The organism is Pseudomonas bijieensis (genome assembly GCF_013347965.1).
GTDB classification, from domain to species: domain Bacteria; phylum Pseudomonadota; class Gammaproteobacteria; order Pseudomonadales; family Pseudomonadaceae; genus Aquipseudomonas; species Aquipseudomonas bijieensis.
This window is the reverse complement of the sequence record NZ_CP048810.1, coordinates 5,717,535-5,730,022: the sequence shown is the minus strand read 5'-3', so window position 1 is coordinate 5,730,022 and position 12,488 is coordinate 5,717,535. Positions and strand designations below refer to the sequence as shown.

General features: G+C 61.2%; 13 protein-coding genes and 1 pseudogene. 7 read left to right on the top strand and 7 right to left on the bottom strand.

Annotation, left to right across the window (positions count from 1 at the left end; translation table 11 throughout):
* Window positions 1-87 precede the first annotated feature (87 nt).
* Entirely contained in the window at window positions 88-1,287 is a 1,200-nt protein-coding gene (locus GN234_RS25325; RefSeq protein WP_116833299.1) for an MFS transporter, read from the top strand.
* Here the strand turns inward: GN234_RS25325 and arfB are convergent.
* The gene (gene arfB, locus GN234_RS25320) at window positions 1,284-1,697 is read right to left on the bottom strand and encodes an alternative ribosome rescue aminoacyl-tRNA hydrolase ArfB (RefSeq protein ID WP_025215135.1); all 414 of its coding nucleotides are present in this window, start codon (window positions 1,695-1,697) and stop codon (window positions 1,284-1,286) included. The genes GN234_RS25325 and arfB overlap by 4 nt on opposite strands.
* Window positions 1,698-1,808: 111 nt before the next feature.
* Window positions 1,809-3,230, bottom strand: a complete 1,422-nt coding sequence (locus GN234_RS25315) for an amino acid permease (RefSeq protein WP_176689230.1) — start codon at window positions 3,228-3,230, stop codon at window positions 1,809-1,811.
* A gap of 647 nt (window positions 3,231-3,877) precedes the next feature.
* Here GN234_RS25315 and GN234_RS25310 point away from each other — a divergent pair.
* Window positions 3,878-4,015, top strand: coding sequence for a hypothetical protein (locus tag GN234_RS25310; protein ID WP_003178782.1), 138 nt, complete (start codon window positions 3,878-3,880; stop codon window positions 4,013-4,015).
* A gap of 92 nt (window positions 4,016-4,107) precedes the next feature.
* Complete coding sequence (locus tag GN234_RS25305) at window positions 4,108-5,073, top strand: M29 family metallopeptidase (protein ID WP_176689229.1); 966 nt, start codon at window positions 4,108-4,110, stop codon at window positions 5,071-5,073.
* Window positions 5,074-5,298: 225 nt separating this feature from the next.
* On the opposite strand, the gene rluB is transcribed toward GN234_RS25305, so the two are convergent.
* The 5 genes from rluB to GN234_RS25280 all read right to left on the bottom strand — a co-directional run bounded on the left by rluB (window position 5,299) and on the right by GN234_RS25280 (window position 10,215).
* Window positions 5,299-6,534, bottom strand: a complete 1,236-nt coding sequence (gene rluB / locus GN234_RS25300) for a 23S rRNA pseudouridine(2605) synthase RluB (protein WP_109753884.1) — start codon at window positions 6,532-6,534, stop codon at window positions 5,299-5,301.
* Window positions 6,535-6,870: 336 nt separating this feature from the next.
* Window positions 6,871-7,866 carry an SMC-Scp complex subunit ScpB gene (scpB, locus tag GN234_RS25295; protein WP_176689228.1) on the bottom strand — a complete coding sequence of 332 codons (996 nt, stop codon included), beginning with the start codon at window positions 7,864-7,866 and terminating at the stop codon, window positions 6,871-6,873.
* Between the two features lie 11 nt (window positions 7,867-7,877).
* The gene (locus GN234_RS25290) at window positions 7,878-8,576 is read right to left on the bottom strand and encodes a segregation and condensation protein A (protein ID WP_165826070.1); all 699 of its coding nucleotides are present in this window, start codon (window positions 8,574-8,576) and stop codon (window positions 7,878-7,880) included.
* Between the two features lie 132 nt (window positions 8,577-8,708).
* Window positions 8,709-9,338 carry an L-threonylcarbamoyladenylate synthase gene (locus tag GN234_RS25285; RefSeq protein WP_109753881.1) on the bottom strand — a complete coding sequence of 210 codons (630 nt, stop codon included), beginning with the start codon at window positions 9,336-9,338 and terminating at the stop codon, window positions 8,709-8,711.
* 13 nt (window positions 9,339-9,351) lie between these two features.
* Window positions 9,352-10,215 carry a PHP domain-containing protein gene (locus GN234_RS25280; RefSeq protein ID WP_109753880.1) on the bottom strand — a complete coding sequence of 288 codons (864 nt, stop codon included), beginning with the start codon at window positions 10,213-10,215 and terminating at the stop codon, window positions 9,352-9,354.
* A gap of 87 nt (window positions 10,216-10,302) precedes the next feature.
* On the opposite strand from GN234_RS25280, the gene GN234_RS25275 reads away from it, so the two are divergent.
* The 4 genes and pseudogenes from GN234_RS25275 (at window position 10,303) to GN234_RS25260 (ending at window position 12,403) form a co-directional block, all read left to right on the top strand.
* Window positions 10,303-10,899 (top strand): septation protein A, encoded by a 597-nt coding sequence (locus tag GN234_RS25275; RefSeq protein ID WP_109753879.1) that lies wholly within the window; start codon window positions 10,303-10,305, stop codon window positions 10,897-10,899.
* Window position 10,900: 1 nt separating this feature from the next.
* Window positions 10,901-11,200: a YciI family protein gene (locus GN234_RS25270; protein WP_109753878.1), complete on the top strand. Its 300-nt coding sequence runs from the start codon at window positions 10,901-10,903 to the stop codon at window positions 11,198-11,200.
* Between the two features lie 106 nt (window positions 11,201-11,306).
* Window positions 11,307-11,717: a translation initiation factor 2 gene (locus GN234_RS25265; RefSeq protein WP_109753877.1), complete on the top strand. Its 411-nt coding sequence runs from the start codon at window positions 11,307-11,309 to the stop codon at window positions 11,715-11,717.
* 7 nt (window positions 11,718-11,724) lie between these two features.
* Window positions 11,725-12,403 (top strand): annotated as a pseudogene (locus GN234_RS25260) (response regulator transcription factor).
* The last annotated feature ends 85 nt before the right edge of the window (window positions 12,404-12,488 follow it).

Genomic DNA, 12,488 nt, shown 5'->3' with positions numbered 1-12,488 from the left:
ATAGTTTTACTTTTCCAAGACCAGCCACCACGCTCGCCGTTATCATAAGCAGCCTATCTATCCTGCTGCTCCGTGGACCTTTTCCTCATGTCAGATTCCCAGCGCCCCCTGGCGGTCACGCTGCAAGTCGTCTCCATCGTCCTGTTCACATTCATTGGCTACCTGAACATCGGTATTCCCCTGGCCGTGCTACCTGGATATGTCCACGGCGAGCTGGGTTTCGGCGCGGTGATCGCCGGGCTGGTGATCAGCGTGCAGTACCTGGCCACCCTGCTCAGCCGTCCTTATGCAGGAAAGATCATCGACAACCTGGGGAGCAAGCGTGCGGTCATGTTCGGCCTCGCCGGCTGCGGTCTGAGCGGTGTGTTCATGCTGGTGTCTGCCTGGACGCCCCATCTGCCAGTGTTCAGCCTGATCAGCCTGTTGATCGGTCGCCTGGTGCTGGGCAGCGCGGAAAGCCTGGTGGGCTCCGGTTCGATTGGCTGGGGCATTGGCCGGGTCGGCGCGGCGAATACCGCGAAGGTGATTTCCTGGAACGGCATCGCCAGCTACGGCGCGCTGGCAATTGGCGCGCCGCTGGGTGTGTGGCTGGTCAATGCGTTGGGACTGTGGAGCATGGGCGTCAGTATTATCTTGTTGGGCTTGCTGGGCCTGGCACTGGCCTGGCGCAAAACCGCCGCGCCCATCGTCGCAGGCGAGCGCCTGCCGTTCATGCACGTGCTGGGACGCGTCCTGCCCCACGGCTGTGGCCTGGCCCTGGGCTCCATCGGGTTTGGCACCATCGCCACGTTCATCACCCTGTATTACGCAACGCAGCACTGGGACAACGCGGTGCTGTGCCTGAGCCTGTTCGGCGCCAGCTTCATCGGCGCGCGTTTGCTCTTTGGCAACCTGATCAACCGCCTGGGCGGCTTTCGCGTGGCGATTGCCTGCCTGTCGGTGGAAACCCTGGGGTTGTTGCTGCTGTGGCTCGCTCCGGATGCCCATTGGGCCTTGGCGGGCGCGGCGTTGAGCGGCTTCGGTTTTTCCCTGGTGTTTCCGGCGCTGGGCGTGGAAGCGGTCAACCTGGTGCCGGCCTCCAGCCGTGGCGCGGCGGTGGGCGCTTATTCGCTGTTCATTGACTTGTCGTTGGGGATCACCGGGCCATTGGCCGGCGCGATTGCAGCAGGTTTTGGCTTTGCCTCGATCTTCTTGTTCGCCGCACTGGCGGCCCTGGGTGGCCTGGCATTGAGCATCTACCTGTACCGACAGGCGCCAAAGCATCGCCAGGAACGGGAAAGAAACTAGAAATCCACTTTGCCGCGCCCAGCCTTGATCGAACCGCGCTTGGTCTTGGATTCCAGGCGACGCTTTTTCGAACCCAGGGTCGGCTTGGTCGGGCGGCGTTTCTTTTCGACCTTGGTGGCGCTGAGGATCAGTTCGACCAGACGCTCCAGGGCATCGGCCCGGTTCTGTTCCTGCGTGCGATATTGCTGTGCCTTGATAATCAGCACACCGTCGCTGGTGATGCGGCTGTCGCGCAGGGCCAGCAGCCGCTCCTTGTAGAATTCAGGCAGCGACGAGGCCGGAATGTCGAAGCGCAAGTGCACGGCGCTGGAAACCTTGTTGACGTTCTGCCCACCTGCACCCTGGGCACGGATGGCCGTCAGCTCGATCTCGGCGTCGGGGATGTGCACGGTGTTGGAAATCGCCAGCATGGAAAGCGTCCGGTATCAGGCCCCACAGGATACCGCGAATCCCCCGGACAACACCTTCCCCTAAAACAACAAACCCGGCGCTCGGCCGGGTTTGTTGTTTTAGGGGATCGCTTACTTGGCGGCAGCCGCCACAGCCAGCTCATGCCGGGCACTGCGCTTGTTCTTGATGACGTAGCACCCCCACATGAACACCACCCACACCGGAATCGCATAGACCGAAATCTGGATGCCGGGGATCAGCAACATTACGCCGAGGATGAACACCACGAACGCCAGGCAAATGAAGTTGCCGTACGGATACCACAGCGCCTTGAACAGCGGTGTCTGACGGGTCTGGTTCATGTGCTGGCGGAACTTGAAGTGCGAGTAGCTGATCATCGCCCAGTTGATCACCAGGGTCGCGACCACCAGCGACATCAGCAGCTCCAGCGCATGTTGCGGGATCAGGTAGTTCAGCAGCACCGCCACCAGCGTCACGGCCGCCGAGGCGAGGATCGAACGCACCGGCACGCCGCGCTTGTCGATCTTGGCCAAGACCTTGGGCGCATCGCCCTGCTCGGCCATGCCCAGCAGCATGCGGCTGTTGCAATAGGTGCCGCTGTTGTACACCGACAGCGCGGCGGTCAGCACGACGAAGTTGAGGATGTGCGCGGCGGTGTTGCTGCCCAGCATCGAGAACACCTGCACGAACGGGCTGCCGCTGTAGGCATCGCCGGAAGCGTTGAGGGTGGTCAGCAGGCTGTCCCAAGGGGTCAGGGACAGCAGCACCACGAGTGCGCCGATATAGAAAATCAGGATCCGGTAGATCACCTGGTTGATGGCCTTGGGGATCACGGTTTTCGGCTTGTCGGCCTCGGCGGCGGTAAAACCGAGCATTTCCAGGCCACCGAAGGAGAACATGATGATCGCCATGGCCATCACCAACCCGCTCACGCCGTTGGGGAAGAATCCACCGTGGGACCACAGGTTGGTCACCGACGCTTGCGGGCCGCCATGGCCACTGACCAGCAGGTAGCTGCCCAGGGCAATCATGCCGACAATCGCCACGACCTTGATGATCGCGAACCAGAATTCGGCTTCGCCGAAGACTTTGACGTTGGCCAGGTTGATGGCGTTGATCAGGATGAAAAACGCGGCTGCCGAAGCCCAGGTCGGGATCTCCGGGGCCCAGTAATGGATGTACTTGCCGACCGCGGTCAGCTCGGACATGCCCACCAGGATGTAAAGAATCCAGCAGTTCCAGCCCGACAGGAAACCGGCGAAACCACCCCAGTACTTGTGGGCAAAGTGACTGAAGGAACCGGCCACGGGTTCTTCGACGATCATTTCACCCAGCTGGCGCATGATCATGAAAGCGATGAGACCACAAATGGCGTAGCCGAGGATCATCGATGGGCCGGCCGATTTCAGTACGCCCGCCGAACCGAGGAACAGGCCGGTACCGATCGCGCCGCCGAGGGCGATCAGTTGAATGTGGCGATTTTTCAGGCCGCGCTTCAGCTCGCCTGAATGCGTATTTTCTACAACGGTCATGCGTCACCTATTTGTTTTTATCTGTGACGAAATCGAACCCGACACGCTCGTGGCGTGGCGGAGTGAACAAGGCGGATAACCTTGAAAATGCGTGGGTACGCGAAGGGTCACAGTAAAACGCGGCGCATTGTACACCGCTGCCCCACCGCGACCAGACACCCGCGCACCCCGTACATCAGGTCTGCCGCGCATCTGACCCGTCCCGCCGGTTTGAAACAAGCGCTGCGAAGTGTCGGAAAACCCGTCAAACCGACCTCTTCGGCAGCTTTTTCTTACAGCGCAGCCAAACACCGGTACAGGCCGGCTTGATAGGCAAAAATCGTCAGCATTTCTTTACAAGACGTAACGCAAAATTTCCATGTGGGAATTTTCTGTAAGCCGACTGCAAATTGACGGTAGCTAGCTACCTAAGCAAAAAACTACACAGCCAACTGTTTTTGAATGAGTAATTTTTACGGCGAAAATGGAACAAAAAGTTCAAACGAAAAAAATAAAATTATTTTTTTGCAATCCAAAAAACCCTCGACTAGGTTTTCAGCGACTTGCCAAGGCATCGTGCCGACAAGTTCTGCGGTGCCGTTGCCGGCCTGTTTCCACTCGCCGAATCGAGCCGCTAATTTCCGTAAAAGTCATCTAGGAGATTCACTATGCAAGCACTGGACAAAGACTTGGAAACCGAACTGCAACTGGACGAATGGTTTGAAGCCCCAACCCATGAAGCCGCCGTTGAAATGATGCAAGCCGACGCCGTCGTTCCATTCGGCACGGCGATGTGGCCTCTGTAGGCATCGCCCGGCGGAGGCGATCCGGCCGGTCGACTCCGCCACTTTTTGCCGGTTGTCAGGGAAGTTAATGAACTTGTCAGGGAAGAATAAGCATGGACACACAACAAGCCATCTCACATTTCCTTTACTACCTCGAACACCATCCCGCACTGGCCGGCATCCAGCCCGCCAAGGTGCTGCTCGGCCATACGGCTGACTACGAAGCGCTGACCGGCGCCATCGCCGAACAGGCTGGTAGCTGTTCGCCCTTCCGGTTCAGTGCCATGCGCCTGGACCTTGAATCCACGGAACGCCTGTCCAAGGCCATTGCCGACAGCGATCTGTATATTTTCTTCTACGACTCCTCCACCCTGCCCAACCCTCGACCCGACGGCCCGGACTTTGTCCGCGCACTGCAAGGCGTGATGGCCGACAACTGGAAGAAATCGCTGCTGTTCAAGGATTACGGCGACTATTTCTACGACACTTTCAGCGTGATTCCCCAGCGTATCGCCGGGCTCAACAGTCACCTGATCCGGCGCATGTCCCAAGCGACGACCCTGAGCTTCCAGGATGACCACGGTTCGTATTTCGACACAGCCCTGGGCAGCGTGAAGAAATGGACCGACATCAACGGCCTCGGCAACTACGACCTGGCCCCCGGCGAAATCGCCACCCACAGCGACACCATCAATGGCCGGGTGAAATTCGTCGGCACATTCCTGAGCACCATCCCGTTCGCACGCAAATACGGTGTGCTGCAATCGCCGCTGGAGCTGTGGATCGAAGACTCCACCATCCAGAAAATCGCCACCGACGTTCCGGGTTTGGAGCACGACTTCAACAAGTACCTGGACGCCAATCCATCCAACCGTCGCATCGAAGAACTGGGAATCGGCACCAACGAAGGGGTCAAGAGCCTGTACGCCCGCAATGCCGGCTTCGAGGAGCGCCATTGCGGCCTGCACCTGGGGCTCGGTGGCGGGGCCAAGGGTAGCCATCACCTGGATCTGATTTTCGAGGGAGGCGTGTTGGCCCTGGATAATGAGCCGATGTTTGACGGGCGGTTTGTGTTGTAGGCTGAGTTTAATGGTGGTGCTACTGACGCCATCGCGAGCAGGCTCGCTCCCACAGTTGATCTTCAGTGAATGGGGATACGAGCTCGGCGCCGTCTCATTGCGGAGCGAGCCTGCTCGCGATGGCGGACTTATTAATACCGCATCACTAAAAGTCAGGTAAAAAAAACGGCAACCCAATGGTTGCCGTTTTTCCTTGCCGCGAGCAGCTAGAAACTTACCGCTGCCTCACTCAGGCTTGCGACGCCCAAACCCCGGACGTTGCCCCGAACCCGCCGGTGCCCCGCGGCGCTTGCCCGATGGCGCGTCGCGGTCGACCAGGACGATACCCGGGCGCTTTTTCGGCGCCGGCTTGGCCGGGCGCTTGGTGTCGGCCGGGCGATCGGCCACTGGCGTACCACGACCGGCTGGAGCACCGCGACCTTCACCGCGTTCAGTCCGGCCATTGGCCGGGCGTGGCGTGCGCGGGCCGCGTTCGCCGTCCTGACGTGGCGCCGGCTTGCGGGCCGGGCGTTCACCTTCGATCTGCGGCTCGCGGGAAGGACGCGGGCCGGTCGGCGCACCTTCAGCAGCCGGACGCAGCGTACGCACGCGCTCGGTCTTGCCCATCGGACGCGAAGACTTACGCTGCATCCGCTCCAGCTTGTCCTTGCTCTTGGCGGTCATCTGCGGCATCGCCACCGGCTTGAGGCCCACTTCGGCGGCCAGGATGTCGACTTCGTACTGGCTCATTTCACGCCAGCGGCCCATCGGCAGGTCGGAGTTGAGGAACACCGGGCCGAAACGCACGCGCTTCAAACGGCTGACCACCAACCCCTGGGATTCCCACAGGCGACGCACTTCACGGTTACGGCCTTCCATCACCACGCAGTGGTACCAGTGGTTGAAACCTTCACCGCCGGGCGCCTGCTTGATGTCGGTGAAACGCGCCGGGCCATCTTCCAGCACGACGCCGGCCTTGAGGCGCTCGATCATCTCGTCGTCGACTTCGCCACGTACGCGCACGGCGTATTCGCGGTCCATCTCGTAGGATGGGTGCATCAAACGGTTGGCCAGCTCACCGTCGGTGGTGAACATCAGCAAACCGGTGGTGTTGATGTCCAGGCGACCGATGTTGATCCAGCGGCCTTCTTTCGGACGTGGCATCTTGTCGAACACGGTCGGACGGCCTTCCGGGTCGTCACGGGTGCAGATCTCGCCGTCGGGCTTGTTGTACATGATCACGCGGCGCACCGTTTCGGCGGCCTCTTCACGCTTGATCACCTTGCCATCGATGGTGATGGCATCGTGCATGTCGACACGCAGGCCCAAGGTGGCATCTTTGCCGTTGACCTTGATCCGGCCCTGGGTGATCCAGGCTTCCACGTCGCGGCGCGAACCGACGCCGATACGGGCGAGGACTTTTTGCAGCTTCTCGCCTGCTGGGCCGATTTCCTGGCTGTCGTTCTGGTCTTGGTCTTTCATTCTGGGCACCTCCCGGTGTGGTCGGGCCAGGCACGCGGCCTGACACTTTGAAAACGGGTCTTCGACGAAGGGATCGCCAAAGGGTCGCGAATCATACGCTCGTTGCGGCGATTGCGCATCAAAGACTAGTTGATCGACGCGCGCTCAGCGTTTTTCCGCCGACCGGTGGCTTCCCGTTTGGTGGGGACTTAATGAAGCCCCCTGTGGGAGCCGAGCTTGCTCGCGATGGCGGCGGGTCAGCCTGCATTGATGCTGAATGTTACTCCGTCATCGCGAGCAAGCTCAGCTCCCACAGGGGACGGAGGTGGATCAGCCAGCGTTTCCAAACCAGTTGAATCAGTCGTCGAACTGGCGCCGTTCGTTTTCGATCGCTTCAGCCAGGGCGCGAGCTTCGGCCTCTTCGTCGCTCAGTTCGGGTTCCGGCGGCTGGAGGGCGGCGACAGCGGCCAGCAGTTTTTCCCGAGCTTCGGCGACGCCGAGGATGTCTTCTTCCGGTTCCGGTTCCGGTTCCGGTTCCGGTTCCGGTTCCGGTTCCGATTCCGGTTCTGGCTCTGGTGCAGGCCCCACCGGGCTATCGGGCTCCGCCAACTCATCCGACTCGCCCTCGAGGCCAGGACCTTCACGCAGCAAGTCGTCGAAATCGGTCTTGAGCCCCTCCTCCATGGTGTCCAGCTCCAGCAACAATGAGTGGAAACTGGTCTCTTCCTTGGGCTCCTCCGGCTCCGCACTGGCGTCGGCCAGCTCCTGTAGGCCCTGGGGTACCGGGACGTCGTCGAACTCCAGCATCGGTTCGGGCTCCAGCTCCCGCAGTTCGGCCAGCGGCGGCAAGTCGTCCAGGTTCTTCAGGTTGAAGTGGTCGAGAAAAGCCTTGGTGGTGGCGAACATCGCCGGTTTGCCCGGTACATCACGGTAGCCGACGACGCGGATCCACTCGCGCTCCAGCAGCGTCTTGACGATATGACTGTTGACCGCCACGCCCCGCACATCTTCGATCTCGCCCCGAGTGATCGGCTGGCGATAGGCAATCAATGCCATGGTTTCGAGCATGGCGCGAGAATAACGCTGCGGCCGCTCTTCCCACAGGCGCCCAACCCAGGGCGCGAACTTCTCGCGGATCTGCAGGCGATAACCGGACGCCACTTCCTTGAGCTCGAAAGCCCGCCCCTCGCAGGATTTACCCAAGAGTGTCAGGGCTTTCTTGAACACGGCCGGATCAGGCCGCTCGCCTTCTTCGAAGAGTTCGAACAGCTTTTCCATCGATTGCGGCTTTCCCGAGGCCAACAGGAAAGCTTCAAGCAAGGGGGCCAGCTCGCGGGGTTCAGTCAGATTCATTGATTTGCTCGTTATTCGGCTCGTGCCCGCACGTGGATCGCTGCGAACGGCTCATTCTGCACCAGCTCGACCAAGGATTCCTTGACCAATTCCAGGACCGCCATAAACGTCACCACCACCCCCAAGCGCCCTTCCTCGGCGGTGAACAACTCGACGAACGGCACGAAGCCGCCGCCCTTGAGCCGCTCCAGCACATCGCTCATGCGCTCGCGGGTGGACAGCGCTTCACGGCTGACCTGGTGACTTTCAAACATATCGCCCCGGCGCAGGACCTCGGCCATGGACATCAGCAACTCTTCCAGGCTCACATCCGGCAGCAACTTGCGCGCCCGCGCCTCGGGGGCATCGAGCTTGGGCACCACCACATCGCGCCCGACCCGGTTCAAACCATCAAGGCCTTCGGCGGCGACCTTGAAGCGCTCGTACTCCTGCAAGCGACGGATCAGCTCGGCGCGCGGGTCGTCTTCTTCCGCTTCAACCTCGGCCGAACGTGGCAGCAGCATCCGCGACTTGATCTCGGCCAGCATGGCCGCCATCACCAGGTACTCGGCCGCCAGTTCCAGGCGCACCGACTGCATCAACTCGACGTAGCCCATGTACTGGCGGGTGATTTCCGCCACAGGGATGTCGAGGATATTGATGTTCTGTTTGCGGATCAGGTACAGCAGCAGGTCGAGCGGGCCCTCGAAGGCTTCGAGGAACACTTCCAGCGCATCCGGCGGAATGTACAGGTCCAGGGGCATTTCCATGACCGCCTGGCCGTAGACCATGGCGAACGGCAGTTCCTGCTGCGCGCCGGCCTGGCTGTCTGCACTGTCCACGACGGTTTCCACGGCGGACATTCAGGCCTCGACCATGAACGGCGTCGGATCGCCACAACCGACGCGTACCACCTGGGGCTCGCCATCGGCCAGGTTGATCACCGTGGACGCCGACATGCCGCCGAAACCACCGTCGATGATCAGGTCCACCTGGTGCTCGAGTATCTGGCGCATCTCATAGGGATCGGTCAACGGCTCGGTCTCACCGGGCATTATCAACGTCACGCTCATCAGCGGCTCGCCCAGCTCCGCCAGCAGCGCCAGGGCGATGGGATGGCTCGGCACCCGCAGGCCGATGGTGCGCTTTTTCGGGTGCAGCAACAGCCGCGGGACTTCCCGGGTGGCGTTGAGAATGAAGGTATACGGCCCTGGCAAATGGGCCTTGAGCAGGCGGAAGGTGCCGGTGTCGATCTTGGCGAACAGGCCCAACTGCGACAGGTCGCTGCAGATCAGCGCGAAGTTGTGCTTGTCGTCCAGTTGACGCAGGCGTCTTACTCGCTCCACGGCATTCTTGTCACCGATCTGGCAACCAATTGCGTAGGCGGAATCGGTGGGATAGATCACCACCCCCCCGCCACGGATGATTTCCACAGCCTGTTTGATCAGGCGCGCTTGCGGGTTTTCCGGATGAATCTGGAAAAATTGACTCACGTGTTCTACCTGTTCAGACGGCGGCGGTAACGGGATCATGTTTGAATCTACACCATAGTGGTGGCAGATCTTCCGGCAACGGGCGGTATTCGCCAATCTCGGACCAGCCCCCAGGGCCATGGAAATCACTGCCGGCGGTGACCAGCAGACCGAACTCACGGGCCAGGATCGCCAGGCTGCCGACCTGCTCGGCAGGCTGATGGCCGTTGACCACCTCGATGGCATGGCCCCCTGCTTGAATATAGTCGGCGACCAGGCGACGGCGCTTGCTGCGGGTGAAATCATAGTGCCAAGGATGTGCCAGGCTGACCCAGGCGCCAGCGGCCCGCAGGGTCTCGACGGTTTCTTCCAGGGTCGGCCAGTGCTGCTTGACGTCCCCCAGCTTGCCGGCGCCCAACCATTTGCGGAACGCTTCGGCGCGATCCTTGACGAAGCCTTCGCGCACCATCCAGTCGGCAAAGTGTGGTCGGGCCGGTGCGTTGCCGCTGTCACCCAGTTCCTGCTGGATCTGCCGGGCACCGTCCAACGCACCGGGCATGCCCTTGAGGGCCAGCTTGCGGCTGATCTCCTCGGAACGCAGCCAGCGCCCGTCGCGCAGTTGTGCGATGGCCTGGACCAACGCTGGCGCATTCACATCGAAACCGTAGCCCAGCACATGGATGGTCGCCCCACCCCAGGTGCAGGACAGCTCGACCCCATTGACCAGCTGCATGCCCAGCGCCGTGGCGGCGCCGCGGGCCTCGTCGAGGCCTTCGAGGGTGTCGTGATCGGTCAGGGCCAGGACTCGCACGCCGTGCTCGAACGCCCGCGCCACCAGAACCGCAGGCGCCAGGGCGCCATCGGAGGCCGTGCTATGGCAGTGCAAATCAACATTCACGAGAGTTTGTTACCTCAAATCAGCTGGCCCTATCGCGGCCAAGGATGTTTGTTATTATGCCGCCACATCCTGCTTCTGGCTGCCACTGTGAAACAATTCATCGACTTCATCCCGCTCCTGCTGTTTTTCATCGTCTACAAACTTGATCCCCGGGCCGTCGACTTCGCCGGTCATTCCTTGACTGTAGGCGGTATTTACAGCGCCACCGCGGTGCTGATCATCAGTTCCCTGGTGGTCTACGGTGCATTGTTCGTATCCCAGCGCAAACTGGAGAAGAGCCAGTGGCTGACGCTGATCGCCTGCCTTGTATTCGGCAGCCTGACCCTGGCCTTCCACAGCGAAACCTTCCTCAAATGGAAAGCTCCGGTGGTCAACTGGCTGTTCGCCCTGGCCTTTATCGGCAGCCACTTCGTCGGTGACCGCCTGCTGATCAAGCGCATCATGGGCCATGCCGTGAGCCTGCCGGACCTGATCTGGACCCGGCTGAACATCGCCTGGATCGCTTTTTTCCTGTTCTGCGGCGCTGCCAACCTGTTCGTGGCGTTCACGTTCCAGGACTACTGGGTCGACTTCAAGGTCTTCGGTAGCCTGGGCATGACGCTGTTGTTCCTGATTGGCCAGGGTATCTACCTGTCCCGTCACCTGCACGATGCAGACCCCACCACGCCAAAAACCGAGGACTGACATGCTCTACGCAATCATTGCTACCGACGTCGCCAACTCCCTGGAAAAACGCCAGGCCGCTCGTCCCGCGCACTTGGAGCGCCTGCAAAAACTCCAGGCCGAAGGCCGCGTCGTGCTGGCCGGCCCGCACCCGGCGGTGGACAGCAATGACCCGGGCGCCGCAGGTTTCAGTGGCAGCCTGATGGTAGTCGAGTTCGACTCCCTGGCTGCGGCACAAGCCTGGGCCGAGGCCGACCCGTTCGTTGCGGCCGGCGTCTACGCCAATGTCGTGGTCAAGCCATTCAAGCAGTCCATGCCGTAACCCCCCTGACGCGATGAGCCTTCGCGGCTCATTGCGCTCAATTGCTCATTTTTCTCGTTTGCCTGCCGACAACCTGTCCAATCTCGATTGGAATTCAGGAGTTGCAATGCGCAAAGGTCCGTTGTGCCTGTTATTGGTCACATTGGCGGTCGGGGCACCCGCCCATGGCGAGGAGAGCACCGATGCCAATCATTCGACCCCCTTGTCCCTGAGCGCCGGCGGCCAGATCGCCGAACTGCAGCAACGCTTGAAAGACAGCGAACGCCAGCGCGAAGAACTGAGCAAACAATTGCAAAGCGCCGACAGCGAACGCGAGAGCGCATTGCTGGCCCGGCTGCGCCAGGAGAACCAGCGCCTGAAGCTGCAACTCAAGGAAGCCCAGGCAAGCCCCCTGCCTCGCCTGTTGACCGATCAACAGCAATGGTTTGTCATTGGCGCCGGGGTAGCGCTATTGGCCCTGCTCTGCGGTATCTTTGCCAGCGGTGGACGTAGACAACGTCGGCAATGGCTAAATTGAGTGAGTCATGAGCGAGCTGTTACTGATAGACGATGACCAGGAGCTGTGCGAGCTCCTCGTAAGTTGGTTGAGCCAGGAAGGTTTTCAGGTTCGCGCCTGCCACGACGGCCAGAGTGCCCGCAAGGCCCTGGCCGAAACCGCCCCGGCGGCGGTGGTATTGGATGTGATGCTGCCCGACGGCAGCGGCCTGGAACTGCTCAAGCAACTGCGCAACGATCACCCGGAGCTGCCGGTGCTGATGCTCTCGGCCCGTGGCGAACCGCTGGACCGCATCCTTGGCCTCGAACTGGGGGCCGACGATTACCTGGCCAAACCCTGCGACCCACGAGAACTGACCGCCCGCCTGCGCGCCGTGTTGCGCCGCAGCCACCCGGCGGCGGTGTCCAGCCAGATCGAACTGGGTGACCTGACCTTCAGCCCGGTGCGTGGTGTGGTCAGCATCGATGAACAGGAACAGACCCTCACCGTGTCCGAAAGCCGCCTGCTCGAAGCGTTGCTCAAGCAGCCGGGCGAACCCCCTGGACAAGCAGGAACTGGCGCAGATCGCCCTGGGCCGCAAGCTGACCCTGTACGACCGCAGCCTCGACATGCACGTGAGCAACCTGCGCAAGAAAATCGGCCCCCACCCCGACGGCCGCCCGCGCATCGTGGCCCTGCGTAGCCGTGGCTATTACTACAGCCTCTAGAACACCACCGATCCCTGTGGCGAGGGGATTTATCCCCGCTGGGGCGCGTAGCGGCCCCCTCGGTTTCATCTGACACACCGCAGTG